The following is a 20,236-nucleotide window of genomic DNA, read 5'->3' as shown; positions in this document are numbered from 1 at the left end:
GTGCTGACCATCCCCGCAGCGGCTTATACGCCGGTCGATGAAACGCTGATCCCGACCGGCGTGTTCCAGCCCGTCGCGGGCACGGTGTTCGATTTTGCCACCCCGCACGAGGTTGGCGAGCGAGTGCGCGACGCGAGCGATCCGCAGATCGTGATCGGTAAAGGCTATGACCATAATTTCGTCGTCGCGAAGACGGTGTCGAAGGCGTTGCGCCAGCTCGCGCGGGTCGAGGAACCCGTCTCCGGCCGCGGCTTCGAGCTTTGGTCGAACCAGCCCGGCGTGCAATTTTATTCGGGCAACTTCCTCGACGGCACTGTCGTCGGCAAGGCGGGCAAGCTCTATCGCCAAGGCGACGCGATCGTGCTCGAGCCCCAGATTTTTCCGGACACGCCGAACCAGCCCGCGCTTGGTTCGGCGCGGCTGGCCCCGGGCCAAACCTATATAAACAAGATGGTTTACCGTCTCTTTTTCGGAGAGTGAGATGCTTCGTTCGTTGATGGCGCTGGTCTGCGCCGCGCTGTTCCTGATATCGCCCGCGCATGCCGCCGAACGCTGGACCAAGGCGCAGGCGCATAGCTGGTACGAGGCGCAGCCGTGGCTCGTCGGGGCCAACTATAACCCCGCGACCGCGATCAACCAGTTCGAGATGTGGCAGGCAGAGACCTTCGATCCCGCAACGATCGACAAGGAGCTCGGCTGGGCGTCGGCGATGGGCATGAACACGATGCGCGTCTATCTGCACAATCTGCTCTGGGAGAACGACCCCGAGGGGCTGAAGCAGCGGATGGACCAGTTCCTCGCCATCGCGGCGAAGCACAAGATCAAACCGATGTTCGTGCTGTTCGACAGCTGCTGGGACCCGAATCCCGTTGCGGGCCCGCAGCATCCTCCGATCCCCGGCGTTCACAACAGCGGCTGGATGCAGGCGCCGGGCGCCGCGCGGCTTGCCGACAAATCGCAGCATGGCAAGCTGGAAGCCTATGTGAAGGATATCGTCGGCCATTTCGCGAACGACGACCGCGTCCTTGTCTGGGACGTCTGGAACGAGCCGAACAATGACGGCGGCGGCAATTACAAACCGACGCCGAACAAGAAGGCGATGGTTGCCGGCCTGCTCGGCCAGGTCTTCGACTGGGCGCGGAGCGCGAAGCCGAAACAGCCGCTGACCAGCGGGCTGTGGATCGGCGACGAATGGTCGGACGTGAACAAGCTCGATGCGGTCGAGAAGATTCAGGTCGCGCAGTCGGACGTCATTTCCTTCCACGACTATAATTGGCCCGAGACGTTCGAAGGCCGCGTCAAGCAGCTCCAGGTTTATGGGCGGCCGCTGCTGTGCACCGAATATATGGCGCGCGGCAATGGATCGACCTTCGACGGCTCGCTGCCGCTGGGCAAGAAATATGGCGTCGCGATGATCAACTGGGGCTTTGTCGACGGCAAGTCGCAGACGCGGCTGCCGTGGGACAGCTGGAAAAAGCCCTACACCGGCGATGAGCCGACGATCTGGTTCCACGAGGTTCTGCGCAGCGACGGCACGCCGTATCGGCAGGCGGAAGTCGACCTGATCAAGCGTCTGACCGCCGCGCCGAAGGGTGTCGTGCCCACAAAATAGCGCGCGTCCGATCTTTCAATTTTTTGTGCCTGAATAATTTATATTACAAATAAGATATTTAAAATCAACAAGATCGGGTGAAACATCACCTGGCAGCTCTATGGGGAGACGACCGATGAAGACCAGATTGTTCATGTTTACGAGTGCGTCGATGGCGGCCTTGCTCGCATCGGCGTCCGCCGCGGCGCAGACGTCGGACGAGCAAGTCGAGACCGGCAGCGTGGCCAGCGAAGGCACCGCCGCGACCGATCGCGAAATCGTCGTGACCGGCCAGCGGGCCAGCCTGCAGGCCGCACGCAACATCAAGCGCAATTCGGACCAGGTGGTCGAGGCCATCGTCGCCGACGACATCGGCAAATTCCCCGACTCCACCGTGGCGGCCGCGCTGCAACGCGTTCCCGGCATCCAGACCGTCAACGGCTTCAACAACGAGGTCGTCAGCCCGCTCGTGCGCGGCATCGGCGATATTTTGACGACGCTCGACGGGCGCGAGATCTTCACCGGTGTCGGCCGCGGCTTCGCCTTTCAGGATCTGCCCGCCGAAGCCCTGGCGGGGGCCGAAATTTACAAATCCAACTCGGCCAACCTACTCGAAGGCGGCGTCGCGGGGGTGATCAACCTCAAGCTGCAAAAGCCGTTCAATTTCAAGGAAGGCGTCAGCGTCGCGCTCAACGCGCGCGGCAGCTATGGCAAGGAAGTCGACAAGTTCAGCTATACGGTCGGCGGGCTGATCAGCGGCCACTGGAACGTCGGCGACGGCGAGTTCGGTGCGCTCCTCAACATTTCCTACTCGGATCAGAATTTCAACCGGCCGATCTCGTTCAACTGCGATCCGCGCTCAGGCTCCAACGGCCCTCCGGGCGCCGCGGGGATCGTGCTGCCGACGTGTGTCGGCGGGCTGACTGACACCGGCAGCTATAGCCGCCCGCAGGCGAATCTCGCGCTCCAGTGGAAACCGACCCCCGAACTCGAGCTTTATGTCGACGGACTCTACAGCGGCTATCGCTCGCGTTTCGCCACCAATTTCATCTTCTCCGACATTTTCGCGGCGCAGAGCATCACTAACGCCGTGGCGGGCGACGAATGTTTCACGGCGCAGGTCGACGGCGGGGGCTTCCCGACGCGCAACGGCGGCACAACGCAGAATCTGTGCCTCGGCGAAAGCGCGACCTTCAACAACGTCCCCGGCCTCACCAGCACGCAGGCCAAGCGCGACAAGACCGACCAATGGCTGATCGCGGGCGGCATGCGGTACGACAACGACCGCATCCATTTCGAAACCGATCTTTCCTATTTCGACACGACGTTCAAGGCGCGCAACATCATCGTCGATATCGGCAAGACGATCCCCGCGGTGAATGTCATCATCAACGACAACGGGCATGGGACGACCGTGATGACGGGCGATCCGCTCAGCGATCCCAATGATTTCCGCTTTGCGAACAGCCTGTTCCAAGACATCAACACCTCGAAAAGCTCGCTGAAGGCGTGGCGGACCGACTTCAGCTACGACGTCGAAAGCTTCATCGACCAGATTCAGCTCGGCTTTCGCTATGCGGACCGCAAGGCATCGTTCGAAGGCTTTGCCGGCGGCCCCGCCGCGCCCGGCGGCAACCGTGTCACGCAGGTCAATTCGGTCGGGCTGCCTTCCGATTTCCTGATCCTGTCGCCCGCGTCGATCCCGTTCATCAACAATGGGGCGAACTGGTACACCCCCGATCCCGACTTCCTGCGCGAAAACACCGACCTCCTGCGCCAGCTCTATGGCGCGCCGACGGGCGATCCTGCGCCCGATCCGTCGCGCAGCTACCGTGCGAACGAAAAGACGATGTCGGGCTATGTGCAGGTCAAATATGCCGCCGACCTTGGCGGCGACATGTTGGTCGACGGCCTTGTCGGGGTGCGCTGGGTAACGAACGACCGGGACCTGCAAGGAACGGGCCGGGTGAGCGGCGTGCTGACGCCTGTCCGGCGGTCGAGCACTGAAACCGACTTCCTGCCGAACGCCAGCGTCCGCCTGAAGCTGACGCCCGAACTGCAGCTCCGTGCGAGCTATGCCAAGACACTGTCGCGCCCGGCGTTTGGCGATCTCAATCCCGGCCTTTTCTATCAAGTGCCGAACAACGCCAATATCCGCCCCAACGGCAATGGCGGCAATCCGGATTTGCGGTCGCAGAAATCGGAAGCGTGGGATGCGACGGCGGAATATTATTTCGGCCCGTCGAGCTATGTGTCGGCCGCCGTCTATTATCGCGAGATCAAGGATCGCGTCGCGATCGGCGTCGAGCCTGAGGTCATCGACGGCATCACCTATAATATCTCGCGTCCGCGCAACCTGGGCGGTGCCCAGTTGAAGGGTGTGGAAGTCAGCGGACAGATGTTCTTCGATTTCCTGCCCGAAGGGCTCGACGGGCTCGGCATGTTCGGAAACTTCACCTTCGCCGACAGCAAGATCAAGACCCCGACCGATCCGCTCGTCGGCGAACCGCTGCTCGGCGTGTCGAAATATAGCTACAACATTGGCGGCCTGTACGAGAAATACGGCTTCACCGCGCGCGTCGTTTACACCTGGCGCGGCAAGTTCAACGAGGGCCTGTTCGGCGGCGGCCTGCTGGTGCCGGGCGACGGCGCGAAGTTCAACCGCGTCAAGGCGAACGGCCGGCTCGATTTCTCGGTCAGCTATGACATCAACGAGAATCTGGCGCTCAGCGTCGACGGCGTGAACGTCCTCAAGAGCAAATATTACAGCTATTTCCACACGCCGGGCTTCCCGCACGACATCCGCGTCGACGACAGCTTCTATGGGGCGAGCCTGCGCGCGCGCTTCTGAACCGGCGGGCCGGGCGTCGCGGCCATCGCGGCGCCCCGCCTCGCCTCAGCTCTCGGCCGGGTTGTCGCTCGTTTCAATGAGGTCGAGGACGTCGCCGATGATTTTCTTCATCGCCTTGCGCGCGCGGTCGGGATTGCGGCGAGCGATCGCCTCGCTGACCGCGGCATGATCGGGAACGCTCGCCGACCGGCCCTTGATACGGTTTGTAAAGCGGATCGAGCTGCGCAGCGCTGTCGTCACCACGTCGCGAAACTGGACGAAGAACGGGTTGCCCGACGCGCGCAAGATCGCAACGTGAAAGGCGATGTCGGCGTCGAGCGGATCGTCGAACCCGCGCTCGGCCGCTTCCATGCGCTTGAGGCCGGCAAAGATCGGTTCGAGATCGGCGTCGCTGGCATTGGCGGCGGCGAGCGCGGCGGCCTCGGGTTCGATCGCGACGCGCAGCTGATTGAATTGCTGCAACAGCTCGACCGAGAATTTGCGCTCGAGAAGCCAGCGCAGCACGTCGGTATCGAACAGGTTCCACGTCGTCGCGGGCTGGACGATCGTGCCCTGGCGCGGGCGCGCGCTGAGCAGGCCCTTGGCGGTCAGCATCTTCACCGCCTCGCGCGTCACCTGCCGGCTGACGCCATGCTGCTTCGCCAGTTCCGCCTCGGTGGGAAAGGGCTGGTCTTCGTAAGCGCCGATGACGATCGCGCGACCCAGCGCATCGAGGAGGCCATAGGTGAGGTTGCGTCCCAATCGGGTTCGCAGTTCCGCCGGATCGCCTGGTTGCACGCTTTTCCCTCTCTTGCCCGCACCGCCGGAAAAGGCGCTTCGCGGTATCCCGTCCCTCGCGGGCTCACTCGCACTTTGTATCGCCCGCAGCTAGGCTCTAGACAAGTGGCATAGATCATATAAATATAAAGTCCTATAAATCGTATAAATAGACGATCGCGTGTTTTTTCGGCGCGGCGTTTGCGGGACACCGCGGGAAAGGGGATGCCGAATATGACGCTGACGACGCTCGATGTGATGGTGATCGTCGCATATGCGATCGGGATCTTTGGGCTCGCGCAGTGGGTCAGCCGCGAAAAGAGCGGCAAGGCCAAGGACAGCGCCGACTATTTCCTCGCGTCGAAGAACCTGCCCTGGTGGGCGATCGGCGCGTCGCTGATCGCCGCCAATATTTCCGCCGAGCAGATCGTCGGCATGTCGGGATCGGGCTATGCGATCGGCCTCGCGATCGCCTCCTATGAATGGATGGCGGCGCTCACCTTGCTGATCGTCGGCAAATTTTTCCTGCCGATCTTCATCCGCAACGAGATTTTCACGATGCCGCAGTTCCTCGAACAGCGCTACGGCACCAACATCCGCACGTTGATGGCGATCTTCTGGCTCGCGCTCTACATCTTCGTGAACCTCACATCGATCGTGTGGCTCGGTTCGATCGCGGTCAACAAGGTGGCGGGGGTCGATCAGGATGTCGCGCTGTTCGCGCTCGGCGGCTTCGCGCTTCTCTATCAGCTTTACGGCGGGCTGAAGGCGGTCGCGCTCACCGACATCGTCCAGGTCACCTTGCTCGTTCTCGGCGGCCTGCTCATCTCGGGCATCACGCTCAGCGAAATCGGCGGTGACGCGGGGCTGATCGGCGGCTTCAGCCGCCTGACCAGCGAACTGCCGGGGCACTTCGACATGATCCTGACCTCCGACAATCCCTTCTACAAGGATTTGCCCGGCATTTCGGTACTGATCGGCGGCATGTGGATCGCGAACCTCTCCTATTGGGGGTTCAACCAATATATCATCCAGCGCGCGCTCGCCGCGAAAAGCCTGGCAGAGGCGCAAAAGGGCATCGTGTTCGCGGCCTTCCTCAAACTGCTGATGCCGGTGATCGTCGTGCTGCCGGGGATCGCCGCGGTGATGCTTGCGCCCGACCTCGCGAAACCCGACGAGGCCTATCCGACGATGATGCGGCTGCTGCCCGCGGGCATATTGGGCCTGGTCTTTGCGGCGTTGATGGCCGCGGTGGTCGCGTCGACCGCGTCGAAGATCAATTCGATCGCAACGATCTTCACGCTCGATCTCTACGCCAAATTCTCACCCGCGCATGCCGGCGAGCGGAGCGAGGCGGGCGAGAAGAAGCTGGTGCTCGTCGGGCGCATCGTCGCCGTGATCGCGACATTGCTCGCGCTGGTCACCGCGCGCCCCTTGCTCGGTGGTTCCGATCAGGCTTTCCAGTTCATCCAGGAATTTTCGGGCTTCTTCACCCCCGGCATCACGGTGATCTTCCTGCTCGGCCTGTTCTGGAAGCGCGCGAGCGAGGCGGGCGCGATCGCCGCGGCGGTGGCGTCGGTCGGTTTCTCCTATTTGTTCAAGGTGCTCGCGCCTTCGGTCCCGTTCATGGATCGCATGGGGATCGTGTTCCTGATCGCGCTCGCGCTGGCGATCGGCCTGTCGCTGCTGATGCCGGCCACCGCCGACAAGGACCGCATCACGGCCGAAGGCGTCAGCTTTAGCACCACGACCAGTTTCAACGTGGCAAGCGGCGCGGTGATCGCGATCCTGATCGCGCTCTATGCGACCTGGTGGTAGGTCGGACGGGCGCATGGACGGACATTTTCTCGCCATAGACTGGGGCACCACCAACCGCCGCGTGTACAGCATCGACGCGGGCGGCGCGGTGATCGAAACCGAGCGTGACGACCGCGGCGTGCTGGCGATTGCGCCGGGCGGTTTCGATGCCGAGGCGGCGGGCATCCGCGCGCGTTTTGGCGATGTCCCGATGCTGTGCGCCGGCATGGTCGGGTCGAAGCGCGGCTGGCACGAAATTCCCTATGTGCCGGCGCCCGCCGACTTCGCGGCCATCGCGCGCGGAACCCGGTGGATCGAGGGGCAGCGCGCAGCCATCGTCCCCGGCGTGTGCCGCCTCGATGACAGCCGCGCCGACGTGATGCGCGGCGAAGAGGTCCAGTTTCTCGGCGCGCTCGAGGCGGGGCTGGTGCCTGATGGCGCGATGCTCTGCCAGCCCGGCACCCATTGCAAATGGGCGCGGGTGGCGGGCGGCCGCCTTGTCGATTTCACCACGACGATGACCGGTGAATTATTCGCGCTGCTCAAGCAGCACAGCCTGCTCGCCGATCTGCTCGACGGCGATGTCGGGCCGAACGACGGGTTTCTGGCGGGCGTCCGTCAGGCGCAGGGGCAGGATCTGCTGTCGCTACTCTTCTCGGTTCGCGCGGCGCGCCTGCTCGGGTCGCTGCCGCTCGAGCAAAGCGCGTCCTTCACCAGCGGGTTGCTCATCGGCAGCGACGTCCGCGCGCGCCTGACAGATCCGGCGGAGCCGGTGCATGTGCTTGCCGACGCCCATCTTGGCGGGCTTTACCGCTGCGCGATCGAGGAGCTGGGCGGCTCGGCGATCCTTGTCGATAGCCATGCGGCCTTCGTCGCCGGCATCACCCGAATCTGGAGAGAATTGTGATGGATTTCGCCTCGGCGCTGGAACAATGCCCGCTTGTCGCCATTCTTCGGGGAATCCGGCCGGAAGAGGCGGCGGCGGCGGGCGAGGTGCTTGTCGATTCGGGGTTCACCTTGATCGAGGTCCCGCTGAATTCACCCGACCCGCTGCGCAGCATCAATATTCTGGCCGGCGCGGTCGGCGATCGGGCGGTCGTCGGCGCGGGGACGGTGTTGTCGTGCAGCCAGGTGACCGACGTCGCCGCGGCGGGCGGGCGGCTCATCGTGTCACCGAACACCGACGCCGCCGTCATCGCCGCGACCGTGGAAGCGGGCCTCGCGTCGATTCCGGGCTTCCTGACCCCGTCGGAAGCGTTCGCCGCGCATGCGGCCGGGGCGACGGCGCTGAAATATTTCCCGGCCGAAGCCTCGTCTCCGCCAATCTTGAAAGCGCTGAAAACGGTCTTGCCTTCCGATGTCCCCGTGATCGTCACAGGCGGCATCACCCCCGACAAATTGGCGCTTTGGCGCGCTTCGGGGGCGACGGGCTTCGGGCTGGGCGGCGCGCTCTATCGCCCCGGGATCGCGCTCGGCGATCTGAAACGGCATGCCGACGACTTCGTTCTGGCGAGCCGTTAAAGTCCATATCCATCGGACGGCTTCCGTCACCGGTAGAATCTGCGGCGCGAGGAAGAGGCTCGAAAAGCGGCGACGGGCGCGATCTTGTGGACCGAGCCGGAACGCCTTTTTCCCGCGGCGGCGCGGCGCAACTTGTGACGCGGTGCAGGCGTTGATGGGGTTGTGATGATGTGCCTGCCGCTTCTCCAGGCGATCGGGGCACCGAGTCCAAGTCGATCGATTGAGGGGGAAATCAAAAAAGGCGTCGCGATGAAATATGATCCGGAAGTCCTTTCTCTTTCAGACGTTTCAGGCGGCGATCTGCTCCACGGAATCTCCGCAAAATTGCCGCCGCAAGCGCGAAAGCGGATCGCGCTGATCGGTTGCTTCCGGCCGCGCCAGTGCGGGATCGCGACCTTCACCGCCGACGTTCATGACCATCTCATGGCGACCGGCGCGGGTCTCGCGGTCGATGTCTATGCGATGCGTTCCTTGCATGCGCAGGCCAGCGACGCGGCGATCACCTGCTCGATCGACGACGACAGCCCCGCCTCTTATCGAGCCGCCGCGACGGCGATCAACCGCAGCGCCCCGGCGGCGGTCTGGCTTCAGCATGAATTCGGCATTTTCGGCGGGCCTGCGGGCGACCTGATCCTCGAACTGGTCGATCGCATCGCCGCGCCGTTGATTGTCACGCTGCACACCGTGCTCGCCGAGCCGAGCGACGCGCAGCGACGCGTGATCGGGCGGCTCGTCGCGCGCGCGTCGCGGCTGGTGGTGATGAGCGACTTCGGGCGCCGGACGCTGGTTGACGTCTATGGCGCCGAACCCGCTTCGGTCGTCCTGATCGAACATGGGACGCCCGACCGGCCCTTCACCGTGTCGCCGCCGCTGCGTGCGGCGCTCGGGATCGCCGAGCGGCCCGTCCTTTCGACGTTCGGGCTCCTCGGTCCCGGCAAGGGGCTCGAAACCGCGATCCGCGCCTTGCCGGTCATTGCCGCGCAATATCCCGGCATCCTCTACCGCATCGTCGGCGCGACCCATCCCAACCTCCTCGCGTCGGAAGGCGAGGCGTACCGCGAGAGCCTCAAGACGCTCGCCGAAAGCCTGGGGGTGAAGGATAATATCGCCTGGGAGAACCGCTTCCTCGAAACCGGGGAACTGCTCGACCAGATCGAGCTGTGCGACATCTATCTCGCGCCCTATCCCAATCTCGCCCAGATCACCTCGGGCACGCTCGCCTATGCCGTCGCGCTCGGGCGCGCGGTCGTCTCGACACCCTTCGTTCACGCCCGCGAGCTTTTGGCGGACGATGTCGGCATTTTGGTGCCGCAGGGCGACAGCGACGCGATCGCGGAGGCGGTGCTCCTCCTTCTCTCGGCCCCTGAGGAGCGCCGCGCCCTCCAGCACCGGGCCTATAGGCGCGGACGGCGCACCGCCTGGCCCGAAATCGCCCGGCAATACACCGCGCTGCTCGGCCAGCTTACCCCGGCGGCGGCGATTAAGGAGGAGCGCGCACCGCCGTCGCTCGGCGCAATCCGCGCGATGAGCGACGGGGTGGGGATCCTCCAGCATGGCCTCGGTATCGTCCCCGATCGCGCCCACGGCTATTGCATCGATGACAATGCGCGCGCGCTGATGCTCCTCAACAGCCTCGGGCCCAAGGCTTTCGCCAAAAACGAAGCGCTCGCCATGCGCTATGCGAGCTTTGTCCAGCATGCGTGGAATCCCGCGAACGGCCGCTTCCGCAACTTCATGGGTTATGACCGCCAATGGCTCGAGGCGGAGGGGTCGGAGGACAGCAACGGGCGCGCCCTCTGGGCGCTTGGCCATTGTGCCGGCCGTGGGCCGCTTTCGGGGCTCGCCGACTGGGGGCTCGAGTGGTTCGGGCGCACCGCCGCGATGGCCCAGGATTTCCGGAGCCCGCGCGCGATCGCTTTCGCGATGCTCGGCGCCGACGAATTGCTTCAGCGTCACCCTGCGCATGCCGATGCGCGCGCGCTGATCGAGCGCGGCGGCGCGTTCCTCCACACGCTCTGGCAATCATCGCGCCGCCCCGGGTGGGACTGGTTCGAAGCCGGGCTTGCTTATGACAATGCCCGGCTCGCCGAGGCGCTGATGCGCGCGGGTCTCCGGCTGCGCTCGCTCCCCCTCGAAGAGGCGGGGCTTGCGGCGCTCGACTGGCTTTGCGACCGCCAGACGGGCGCGGGCGGATGGTTCCGCCCGGCGGGGTCCGAGGGTTTCGGTCTTGCCGGCGAAACCTTGCCCTTCGACCAGCAGCCGCTGGAGGCGTGGGCGACGATTGCCGCCTGCGGCGAGGCTTTCGCCTCGACCGGTCTGCCGCGCTGGAGCGCGCGCGCCGATATGGCCTGGCGCTGGTTCCACGGCGACAACGACCGGTCGCTCGCGCTCGCGAGCGCCGCGACCGGGCGCTGCTGCGACGGACTGACCCCGCGGGGCGTCAATACGAATGTCGGCGCCGAGTCGGTGCTGGCATTTCACCTTGCCTATCACGCGATGGACGACCTATTCTGGCAGGCGGGGATCAACGAAAAGGCGGGCCTTATCGATGCTGATCTGCAGACCCGACCAGTCGCCGCTGCACATACTCAATGAAAAGCTCAGCGCCGATCCCGCGCGGGTCGTCTTGCGACCCTTCCACCTCGCTTGGGCGTCGAATGTTTCCGAACCGCCGCGCGCCGCGCAACTCGTCGCCGACGTCGTCGCGCTCGACGAGGATCAGGCGGAGCTCGAGCTTGGGCTGATCTGGAAGGATTTTTCCGAGCGGCACTGGCAGATCGGCAAAATTTTCGACGAACGTTTCGCCGAGATCGCCGAGGATCTGGCGCTTGCCGTGAGCAGCGTCTCGCCGGTCAAGCGGCGCCTGATCGGTGCCTATTTCTGCCACGAATATAGTTATGCCGCGGCGGCGCTGATGAACCCGAGCGTCGTGCCGCATCCCGACCAGACGGGGCTCGCCGCGCAGCAGCAGCGCTTCCTGATGTCGATGCGCGCGGTCGGCGAGGGCCATATCAGCTCGGTGGCCTTTCGAGAGGGCATCATCGGCCCCGGCGGCGATTTCCATCTCTGGCCGCAATCGGGGCCGGCGATGGCTGCGGTCGCCGACGACCGCCATCATATCGGTCCCGACGAAGCCGTGACCGTCCACCGCCAGCCCGACAGCGCGATCTCGAACAGCGTCCTCTTTCCCGTGACCGAGGCGCAGCGTAACGGGCTCGAGGATCTCCGCCTCGTGCGCTTCGTTCACGACGATGGCAGCACCGAATATATCGGAACCTACACCGCCTATTCGGGGCAGGCGATCCGCTCCGAACTGCTGCGCACCCGCGACTTCACAAGCTTCAGTCTCGCGCCGCTCACCGGACGGGCCGCGCGGCACAAGGGCATGGCGCTGTTCCCGCGCAAGATCGACGGACGCTATCTGATGATCGGGCGGCAGGACGGCAAGAATATCACCCTGCTGACGTCCGACACGCTGACCTGCTGGGACGAGGAAGGGTCGATCCTGATGCGCCCCGAATTTCCCTGGGAATTCATCCAGATGGGAAATTGCGGAAGCCCGATCGAGTGCGATGCGGGTTGGATCCTTCTCACCCATGGCGTCGGGGCGATGCGCAAATACAGCCTGGGGGCGGCGCTCCTCGATCGCGACGACCCGTCGCGCGTCCTCGGGCGCACGTCCTGCCCGATCCTCGCCGCCGCGGAGAGCGATCGCGAAGGCTATGTGCCCAATGTCGTCTATACCTGCGGCGCGATGCGCGTCGGCGACGAGCTTTTCATTCCGTTCGGCATATCGGACAGCGCGATCGGCTTCGCGATCGCCTCGATCGACGACCTACTTCGCCACCTCGCCTGAGGGGCGGGGGTTCCCGGATCCGTAAGTTGCCGGCGGGTCGCTCGCCGGAAAGGACTCATCGATGGCCTGATCGATCGCCTCCCATGGCCGGCGGATCCCGTCGCGCATCGCGTCGGGGCCGGCCGATCGTGTCTGATCGAAATTTTCGGCATCGGTCTCACGGTCGCGAAAAGCGGCCGAATGGCGGTCGGCCTTCGCCGGTCCGGCCCGCCTGCGTATCGCGCGTGCCGCGAGCCAGGCGAGCGCGACGCCGCCGAGTATCCCGGCAAAACCCCGGAGCCGGGGTGCATCCGGATGCGATGCCGCCACCTTTGCCATATGTTTTTCCTCTCGAAGAAGGCAACGGCGCGACGCGGCGATGGTTGCAGCCCGGTGATGGTGTCCGGACTTTTTCGATGCCAGCCGGACTCTCGCATCTCAGGCGGCGAAAACCGACTTCGGGATATGGGTAATGCGGCAGGCGAGGTCGGCTTCACCCGACGCGACGACATAATGGTCGCCTCCGTCGGCGATCCCCGTCGTGAACACGACGTCGCGGACGTAGAGCCGGTCCTCCAGCGGGCGCGTGAGGCCGGCATTGGCTTCGATCAACGGCTGGTGGCCGGTTCGCAGGATCTTGGACGGATCGCGCCGGTCGAGCAGCGACCAATAGGTGCGGTAGATACCGACGATTTCCTTGGGTTCGACCCCGTGCCAGAGCGTCAGCCAGCCATCATCGGTCAGGATCGGCGGGGCGCCGCCGCCGATCCGCGCGGTCGCGAGCGTATCGGCATGCGGGCGGATGCCCGGCGCGAGATGCGGTTTCCAGTGAAGGGCGTCGGGCGAGGTCGCGAGGTTGATCGACGGCCCCGCGCGCCACTCCGAACCCGGCGGATAGGCGAAATAGAGATCGCCGAGCGGGCGCGTCTGTGCCCAGTAGCGCCCGTCGATGCGGCCTTCGAAAATGAGCATGTCCTTGTTCTGGTGATCGAGGACGATGTCCTCAAAGCGCCAGTCGATCCCGTTCGTTGAGCTGTAGAGCGTTGTTGAATGCCGTTCGGGGCTTACCGAGCAGGTCGTCATCAGCCAGCGCCCGTCGACCCGCGAAATACGGGCATCCTCGACGCCATAGCATTGGAAGCTGTCTTGCGGCGCCACCGCCTTGTCATAATGGATCGCGACGCGATCGAGCCCGTCGGGCGACAGTTCGATCGGGAGCAGCCAGGAGAGCGAGGTCAGCGCCATCACGCGCCACGCGCCGCCGCGCACCATGAATTTGCGCGGGTCGGCGGTATCGCAAAGATCGAGAGGCCAGGCGTCGAGCCGATAGCCGCCCTCGGTCCAGCGGATGGCGCGGACATGGCCATCGGCGATCGGCTCGCGCAGCGCTTCGGCGACGCGCACCATCATCAGCAGATTGCCGTTTTCGAGCCGGGTAAGGCCGGGGTTGAAGGCGCCGAGTACATAGGTTTCGGCATCGAACGCGCGGGCAAGCGGCGAACGTCCGAGATCGACGTCGTCGGGGCCGAAGATGAGGTGATCTACCGCGAAGTCCATATGGCGGCGCTCCGACCTGCTACACGGCGCGCTCCGGGCTCGGTGGCGCGCTGGCGGTGGTGACAATCTCGCGATGCTGCTGCGGCCGGATGACCCAATAGTTGCCCGCGCCCAGGTTTTCGCGCCCGAGCATGCAGATCGGCCGACCGTCGGCGCTGAGTTCCGCCCAGCGTCCCTCTGCCTCGCTTTGCGCGATCAACAGGGCCTGCGCCGGCGTATCGGCCTCGAATTCGATGCGCTTTTCGATACCGATCCCGTCGTCCTCGTAACGAAGCGCATAGGTAATCACGTCGAATCCTTTCGCGTCCCACTGTTCACGCAATGAGCAACGAATGGCGCGCCGCGAGGTTTCCGTAGCGGCGGGTGGGGCCGGCAATTTTTATCGGGAATCGTGTCCGTCGGCGGTTGCGGGCGATGGAACAAAGCGGCTTCGATTACGGACAGCGCCGACCTGCAACTCGGCGCCAATGCGGACGTTGAGTTCATGTCACGAAAAGGAGATCCATCATGTCGCACGGCAATCTCGACCATGCCGCGACCGCTCCCGTCGAGCGTGTCGCGCGCGCGCTCGCCGGTCATGCGCTGAGCAAAAATGCTGAAGGCGAATTAACGTCGGCGGGTCCGGCGGTCGATGCTCTATGGCCCGACTATACCGATGCCGCGCTTGCCGTGCTCCGCACGCTGCGCGAGCCGAGCGGACGGATGCTCGCGGTCGGCGACGCCGATGTCTGGGACCGGATGATCCGCGCAGCGATCGAGGATGAAACGATCTCGGAATTTTGATCGATAGCGCCGCGGGGCGCCAGTCCGTCCGGAAGATGGACTCACCCCTCGATGGATCGTTTGCATTTACGATGCGTTGAACCGAAATGGCGAGCGTCCCCGAAGCCACGCCGCAGGAACGGCTATTGCGCTATAATAATGGCGCGGTCCTCCTGCATTGGCTGATAGCGCTGATCATTGTGGCGCAGGTGGTCGTCGGCTTCACCTTTTCCGGCATGGACCGCGGCCCGGCGCGCGGCGACCTCTTCACCGTGCACAAGACGCTCGGGGCAACAATCCTCTTGCTTGCGTTTGTCCGCCTTGCCTGGCGCCTTGCGCATCCGCCGCCGCCCTTTCCGGTCGAACTGCCGCGCTGGGAACGTTTGGCGAGCGTCTGGACGCATCGGGCCTTTTACGTCCTTCTGATCGCGCTGCCGCTTACCGGCCTGATGGCCGTGTCGGGCGGTGCGAGCGCGGAGGGCAAATCGGTGACGCCGATGCTTGGCGGCGTACCGCTCCCGCTGATCCCCGGAATTTCCGAAGAAGCCGGCGAACGGCTTGGCGGCGTTCACGAACTCTTGGTGTTCGTCACGCTCGCGCTCCTCGTCTTGCATGTCGCGGCCGCGTTCAAGCACCAGATCGCGCGCCATCGAGCGGCGGGCCGGATGCCGCCCTTTCAAGCGGCGGGCGAACACCCCGTCGCTTTGCCCTGACAATTTTCTGTCGTGTCAGCGCGCGGGCGCGGCTTGCCTGACCGGTGCGGTCATCGCATACCGACGATTACGGCCGCGGCGTCTATGGCTATTATGGCGTGACTTATCCGTTTATTTGACAGCTGATCGGAATGAAGGCTGGGGCCGGGCGAAGCGCTTGTTCCCTGTCTTTCATCAGCATTCGCCAGCCTGATCGGCGGTCAGCATCTGCTTTCGCTATCGGTGCCCAGAAGCGTTCACGCCGGATGCACCATCATTTGAGTTCGAAGAGCGTCGGTTCGTCGGGCGACGGTGTTTCGATGACCAGCAGGCCCAGGTGCATGGCCTGGGTTATCAGATGCGCGCGGTTGCGCGCATTGAGTTTCAGCCGCACATTTTCGATGTGCCGTTCGACCGTTCGTGGAGCGATGTTGATCTCGATCGCGATCTGCTTGGCCGAGCAGCCGACGGCGACCAGTTCGAGTATCTGATGCTCGCGAAAGGTCAAATGCGGTTCGACGTTCAAAGCGTTTTGATGCACGGCGCAATCCCCTGACACCCAAGGCGTAGACACAGTGCGACCGACGAGCATCTTTTGCGCGGCAATTGCCGCAACCCACCTGCTCTGGCTTCGATGATATATGTTTGTGCGCTGTTTATCAATTAACCTAAGCTAATTAAGCATATAACGGCACGGCGCATGCCAATACAGCTATGCTACTGAAATTCAGCCTTAATCCATCCTGAAATGCTAAGGAAATTTACGTAAGTGATTTTCCTAGGCTGTTCATACACACGAATTCCTTGGTTTTTATGCGGATGGATTCAGCATCCGCAAAGGCAGATGAGACTCGCAAACGGGGTCGCCGCAAATACCAATTCCAGATTGGAGACGTGGCGTGCAAGGTCTGTCGGCAGAATATCAACGCGGGGCTATTCCGCAGGACACCATCCTAAAATTCCGGAAAGGCGAGATTATTTTCTCGCAGGGTGATCCCGGCGATTGCTGGTTCGAAGTCATCTCGGGCACCGTCAGAACTTGTCATTTCCATGCCGACGGGCACCGCCAGCTGACGGGATTTTTCTATCAGGGCGATGTGTTCGGCGTCGAATATGGCGCGCGCGACGCCGCCGCTGAAGCGGTCACCAACACGATCCTGACCCGCCGCCCGGCGCTGGGTGGCGATCCCGATTCGCTGGGGCAGAACCGCGCGCTCGAACGCGCGCTGGACAGCGCGAACCAATGCATATTCCTGCTCGGCCGCCGCAACGCCAACGAACGCGTCGCGGCGTTCCTGTTGATCGCGGCGAAACGGCTGTCGGCGCTCGGCAGTGTTCCCTTGCCGATGACGCGCGGCGATATTGCCGATCATCTCGGCCTGACGATCCATACCGTCAGCCGGACGATCTCGGGCTTTGTCCGCCAGGGCCTGATCGAGCTGGAGGGGCCGCAATTGTGCCGGCTGGTCGACCTCGACGGGCTGCGCGCCATTGCCGGCGAAGAAATGGGCGTCGCGATCGACAATATGCGCGCGATGCAGCCGCGGCAAACCTTCACCGGGCAGGGGGCAGGCGCATGACCAATCTGTCAGCGCCGCCCGTGCTGCGCCATATGGGTGTGGCAGCTGTTGGCCTGTCGGCCGTTTTTGCGCCCTCGCAGGCGAAGGCGTATGAAGCGTTGCCGCTCGAATGCCTGTGCGATGCGCTTCCCTTTCTCGATACCGCGCCGACGTGGAATGCAGCGGCCGGGGCGCCGGGCGCCGCCGCCGAAAGTCCGCCTGCCGCGAGCGTCGAGAGCGAAATCGACGCGCAGCGTCGGATCATCGCCGAGCAGCGCGCGCTGATCGACCAGCAGAATGTGATGCTCGCCGAGCAGCGGCAGCATATCGTGAAGATGCAGGGACAGCTTATCACCCAGCAGGCGCAGATCGACCGGCTATCGTCTTTCGCCCTCGCCGAGGCGCCGCTCGACATGTTCCGCGGGACCGGCATGGGGCAGGGCATTGCCGGCCCCGCGCTTCCGGGCCCCGGCAGCGACGCCGTCGCGCTGCCCGATGCGCCGGTTGGCGAGGCGCCGCCGCCGAGCGAGTCGACCGCCGAACGCGTCGCCGCGGTTCCCGAAGGACAGGGCGTGCTGACGCGCGCCGGCAACCTCATTTTTGAACCCTCGTTCGAATATACGCGTTCGTCGACCAACCGTCTCGTCTTTCGCGGGATCGAGCTGATCCCGGGGATCCAGATCGGGCTGATCGAGGCGACCGACGCCGACCGCGACACGCTCGTCGGCACGGCCTCGCTGCGCTACGGCATCAGCGACCGGCTCGAGGCCGAGGTGCGCATCCCCTATCTCTATCGCAACGACCGGATCGAGGTCGTCCAGCAGCGCGACGAGGGCATCGTCCGGTCGATCGCGCTGCGCGAGGACGGGGTCGGCGACGCCGAATTCTCGCTGCGCTATCAATTCAATCGCCCGGTCGGGCAAAAGCCGATCTTCGTCGGGACGCTGCGTGTGAAGTCGGACACGGGCAAGGGGCCGTTCGAGGTCGGCTACGACGAATTCGGCGTCGCGACGGGGCTCGCCACCGGGTCGGGTTTCTGGGCGGTGCAGCCGGGGCTCAATTTCCTGATGCCGTCGGATCCCGCCGTAATCTATGGCGGGGCGGCCTATCTCTATCATATCCCGCGCGACGTGAACAAACTGGTCGGCGAGGTGCTGATCGGGCGCGTCGATCCGGGCGATGCGGTCTCCGCCAATATCGGTTTCGGTTTCGCGCTCAACCCGCGCTTCTCCTTCTCGCTCGGTTACCGGCACAATTATATCTTCCCGACCAAGACCGAGATTGGCGATACGAACCAGAAATCCAACTATATCCACGTCGGTTCGCTCAATTTCGGCATGTCGTACCGCCTGACCGAGCGCGACGTTCTGAACATGGGTTTCGAAATCGGCGTGACCGAAGATGCGCCCGACGTGTCGATCACGCTGCGCATGCCGTTCGGCGGGAAACTATGATCCGGCTGGTCGGCCGAACCCAACCCCATAAGAACCCCATAAAGAAGCCCCGCCAAAAGAGGCGGGGCGAGGTGAACCGTCCCTGTCGAAACAGGGGCGGGGGGTCGTTCAGTTGCCGAGCGCGCCGACCGTCTGCGCGCCCATCACGGCGCCGATCGCGTCGCTCATCCGCGTCGACGCCAATGCGTCGCGGAAGCCTTCGTAGCCGCCGATGTCGAGTACGGCGTCGACCTGCTGGTTGAGCGAGACATTGCTGGCGGTGTTGATCAGAACATTCTGGATCGCGTCGGTGCGCTGGATCAGCGCGGTCTGGCCGTTGTTCGCGAGGAATACCGGTTCATCGCCGACGCGCATGGTGATGCCGCCGCTGGTCAAGATGCCGCCCTGGATCTGCGCCGCGTCGACCGCGGTCAGCGCGGGCGACACAAAGCGCTCGATCGAGGATCCCTGGGGGGTCCAGCTGACGATCGTGCGGAGCGCAAGTTCGTCGTTCACAAAGCTGCGAATATCGGCGCCGAACGCGATCACCATGCCCTGAAAGGCAAAACCGCCGCGCTGCGCCGCGAGCACTTCGTCCGATACCGTCTCGGCGTCCGCCAGCGGATCGTCGGCCGCGGGCTCGCTTGCCGCGAGGAGCACCGGCGCGAAGGCGAGCAGGAGGATGCGGGGGGACATGGTCGGCCTCATTTCACGGTGCCGACGCGGACATCGAGCAGGATCTGCGGCGTCAGCTGATATTGCGGAGGAAGGTTGGTCGTCAGATCGCTGATCGAAACGCGAAGCGCGCCCTCATCTTCGAGCGGCGCCTGCGACCAGGGACCCCAGTCGCCGGCAAGGTTGAAGGACGGGCGCTTTTGTCCGCCCTCGACGATCGCCAGCGCGATGCCGTTCCAATGCTTCTCGAAATCGCTGAGCGAATATTCGTTGAGGCCGAGGACCGAATCGCCGGTGAGCACGCGGTCGCCGCGGACGCCCTTGACGACCACGAAATGCTTGAAGCCCTTGAGGTCCAGCAGGACGATCGTCGGGCGCTTCACCTGCTTCAACTGCTCGGCGGTGATCCGGAAGCCCTCGGCGCGAAAGCCGCGCGAGGCGAGATAGTTTTTCATGTCGAGCATCGAGAAGCCGACCTTGCGGATCGCCTCGCGGTCGCCCGTTTTCCACATCGCGCGAAAAGGCATCGCCTCCGATGTCGGCGCGCCATAATGATAGGTGAGCAGGGTCGCGATCGCGGCGGAACCGCAGCTGAAATCATAGCGCTGGCGAACGACGGAGCGGAACGGGATATCCCACCAGGTCATCACCTGAAGCTGGTAATTGCCGCCCGTTTCGGGTCCGGTCAGCCGGACCTCGGCGGCGGCGGGCGTCGCCGCAAGGGCGCAGAACATGCCCGCGATCAAGGCTCGCATGGGCCGCATGGCAATTCAATCGCCGAGGTTGATGGTCAGGTTCACGCCGCTTTGGGCACTGACCTGCGCACCGGTGTTGATCAGCAGATTGCCGACACCATTGAAATTGGAAAGCGCGAAATCGCTCAGCGTGACGGCACCCGCGGTATAGTCGCCCTTGAGGACGTTGCCGCTGACGATCGAGTCCATCGTCTGATTGGTGATGACGAGCGACTGGCCGCCGCGCAGCGTGTCGAGCTCTTTGTCTTTCAGCATCGGCGATTTGCGTTCGGGCCGCACCGCGATCGCCGGGGCTGCATAGGCTTCGGCCGGGGCGGCCTCGACCACGCGCGGGGCCGCAGCTTCGGGCGGGGGCAGCTGCGCCGATACGGGCACGGACAGGCCTGCCAGGACCAGCAGGGCCGGGACGATCGGGGGTTTCATGACGCGGGCGCTCCTTGAAAGCGAAAATT

Annotated in this window: 20 protein-coding genes; 12 read left to right on the top strand and 8 right to left on the bottom strand. The window is 64.2% G+C overall.

Annotated features, from left to right (window positions below; all coding sequences use genetic code 11):
* The 3 genes from FG91_RS15405 to FG91_RS15395 all read left to right on the top strand — a co-directional run.
* On the top strand, positions 1–480 hold a 480-nt coding region (locus FG91_RS15405; RefSeq protein WP_037516477.1), incomplete at its 5' end, for an aldose epimerase family protein.
* A gap of 1 nt (position 481) precedes the next feature.
* Positions 482–1,612: an endo-1,4-beta-xylanase gene (locus tag FG91_RS15400; RefSeq protein WP_037516475.1), complete on the top strand. Its 1,131-nt coding sequence runs from the start codon at positions 482–484 to the stop codon at positions 1,610–1,612.
* A 115-nt stretch (positions 1,613–1,727) separates the two neighbouring features.
* Positions 1,728–4,442 (top strand): TonB-dependent receptor, encoded by a 2,715-nt coding sequence (locus tag FG91_RS15395; RefSeq protein ID WP_235212060.1) that lies wholly within the window; start codon positions 1,728–1,730, stop codon positions 4,440–4,442.
* Between the two features lie 45 nt (positions 4,443–4,487).
* Here the strand turns inward: FG91_RS15395 and FG91_RS15390 are convergent, their stop codons facing one another.
* Positions 4,488–5,219 (bottom strand): FadR/GntR family transcriptional regulator, encoded by a 732-nt coding sequence (locus tag FG91_RS15390; protein WP_037516471.1) that lies wholly within the window; start codon positions 5,217–5,219, stop codon positions 4,488–4,490.
* Positions 5,220–5,432: 213 nt separating this feature from the next.
* On the opposite strand from FG91_RS15390, the gene FG91_RS15385 reads away from it, so the two are divergent.
* The 5 genes from FG91_RS15385 (at position 5,433) to FG91_RS15365 (ending at position 12,372) form a co-directional block, all read left to right on the top strand.
* Positions 5,433–7,016: a sodium/sugar symporter gene (locus FG91_RS15385; RefSeq protein WP_037516545.1), complete on the top strand. Its 1,584-nt coding sequence runs from the start codon at positions 5,433–5,435 to the stop codon at positions 7,014–7,016.
* A 13-nt stretch (positions 7,017–7,029) separates the two neighbouring features.
* The gene (locus tag FG91_RS15380) at positions 7,030–7,902 is read left to right on the top strand and encodes a 2-dehydro-3-deoxygalactonokinase (protein ID WP_037516468.1); all 873 of its coding nucleotides are present in this window, start codon (positions 7,030–7,032) and stop codon (positions 7,900–7,902) included.
* On the top strand, positions 7,902–8,516 hold the full coding sequence (locus FG91_RS15375) for a 2-dehydro-3-deoxy-6-phosphogalactonate aldolase (RefSeq protein ID WP_037516466.1): 615 nt from the start codon (positions 7,902–7,904) through the stop codon (positions 8,514–8,516). Before FG91_RS15380 ends, FG91_RS15375 begins: the two co-directional genes overlap by 1 nt.
* A gap of 249 nt (positions 8,517–8,765) precedes the next feature.
* The gene (locus FG91_RS15370; RefSeq protein WP_052187706.1) at positions 8,766–11,111 is read left to right on the top strand and encodes a glycosyltransferase family 4 protein; all 2,346 of its coding nucleotides are present in this window, start codon (positions 8,766–8,768) and stop codon (positions 11,109–11,111) included.
* Positions 11,065–12,372, top strand: coding sequence for a glycoside hydrolase family 130 protein (locus FG91_RS15365; RefSeq protein ID WP_052187705.1), 1,308 nt, complete (start codon positions 11,065–11,067; stop codon positions 12,370–12,372). The genes FG91_RS15370 and FG91_RS15365 overlap by 47 nt, the downstream gene beginning before the upstream one ends.
* Here FG91_RS15365 and FG91_RS22135 read toward each other — a convergent pair.
* The 3 genes from FG91_RS22135 to FG91_RS15350 all read right to left on the bottom strand — a co-directional run bounded on the left by FG91_RS22135 (position 12,352) and on the right by FG91_RS15350 (position 14,197).
* A complete protein-coding gene (locus FG91_RS22135; protein WP_152568129.1) occupies positions 12,352–12,690 on the bottom strand; it encodes a hypothetical protein in 339 nt (112 codons plus the stop codon). The genes FG91_RS15365 and FG91_RS22135 overlap by 21 nt on opposite strands.
* 99 nt (positions 12,691–12,789) lie before the next feature.
* Positions 12,790–13,908: a glycosidase gene (locus tag FG91_RS15355; RefSeq protein ID WP_037516464.1), complete on the bottom strand. Its 1,119-nt coding sequence runs from the start codon at positions 13,906–13,908 to the stop codon at positions 12,790–12,792.
* Positions 13,909–13,927: 19 nt separating this feature from the next.
* Positions 13,928–14,197: a hypothetical protein gene (locus tag FG91_RS15350; RefSeq protein WP_152568128.1), complete on the bottom strand. Its 270-nt coding sequence runs from the start codon at positions 14,195–14,197 to the stop codon at positions 13,928–13,930.
* A gap of 218 nt (positions 14,198–14,415) precedes the next feature.
* Here FG91_RS15350 and FG91_RS15345 point away from each other — a divergent pair, with 218 nt between their 5' ends.
* Both FG91_RS15345 and FG91_RS15340 read left to right on the top strand, forming a co-directional pair.
* On the top strand, positions 14,416–14,691 hold the full coding sequence (locus tag FG91_RS15345) for a hypothetical protein (RefSeq protein ID WP_037516460.1): 276 nt from the start codon (positions 14,416–14,418) through the stop codon (positions 14,689–14,691).
* An 86-nt stretch (positions 14,692–14,777) separates the two neighbouring features.
* Positions 14,778–15,383, top strand: coding sequence for a cytochrome b (locus tag FG91_RS15340; protein ID WP_052187703.1), 606 nt, complete (start codon positions 14,778–14,780; stop codon positions 15,381–15,383).
* Positions 15,384–15,636: 253 nt separating this feature from the next.
* Here the strand turns inward: FG91_RS15340 and FG91_RS15335 are convergent, their stop codons facing one another.
* The gene (locus FG91_RS15335) at positions 15,637–15,903 is read right to left on the bottom strand and encodes a response regulator transcription factor (protein WP_052187702.1); all 267 of its coding nucleotides are present in this window, start codon (positions 15,901–15,903) and stop codon (positions 15,637–15,639) included.
* 358 nt (positions 15,904–16,261) lie between these two features.
* On the opposite strand from FG91_RS15335, the gene FG91_RS15330 reads away from it, so the two are divergent.
* Complete coding sequence (locus FG91_RS15330) at positions 16,262–16,942, top strand: helix-turn-helix domain-containing protein (protein ID WP_052187695.1); 681 nt, start codon at positions 16,262–16,264, stop codon at positions 16,940–16,942.
* The gene (locus FG91_RS15325; protein ID WP_200878472.1) at positions 16,939–18,375 is read left to right on the top strand and encodes a hypothetical protein; all 1,437 of its coding nucleotides are present in this window, start codon (positions 16,939–16,941) and stop codon (positions 18,373–18,375) included. Before FG91_RS15330 ends, FG91_RS15325 begins: the two co-directional genes overlap by 4 nt.
* 108 nt (positions 18,376–18,483) lie before the next feature.
* Here the strand turns inward: FG91_RS15325 and FG91_RS15320 are convergent, their stop codons facing one another.
* The 3 genes from FG91_RS15320 to FG91_RS15310 are packed head-to-tail and all read right to left on the bottom strand — an operon-like array spanning position 18,484 to position 20,207.
* On the bottom strand, positions 18,484–19,050 hold the full coding sequence (locus FG91_RS15320; protein WP_037516458.1) for a hypothetical protein: 567 nt from the start codon (positions 19,048–19,050) through the stop codon (positions 18,484–18,486).
* A gap of 8 nt (positions 19,051–19,058) precedes the next feature.
* Positions 19,059–19,793: a C39 family peptidase gene (locus tag FG91_RS15315; protein ID WP_081940625.1), complete on the bottom strand. Its 735-nt coding sequence runs from the start codon at positions 19,791–19,793 to the stop codon at positions 19,059–19,061.
* Positions 19,794–19,799: 6 nt separating this feature from the next.
* Positions 19,800–20,207: a hypothetical protein gene (locus FG91_RS15310; RefSeq protein WP_037516457.1), complete on the bottom strand. Its 408-nt coding sequence runs from the start codon at positions 20,205–20,207 to the stop codon at positions 19,800–19,802.
* Positions 20,208–20,236: the final 29 nt, after the last annotated feature.

The organism is Sphingopyxis sp. LC81 (genome assembly GCF_000756375.1).
Lineage (GTDB): Bacteria > Pseudomonadota > Alphaproteobacteria > Sphingomonadales > Sphingomonadaceae > Sphingopyxis.
Note: the sequence above shows the minus strand (reverse complement) of the source record. Positions and strands in the feature narration are given on the sequence as shown.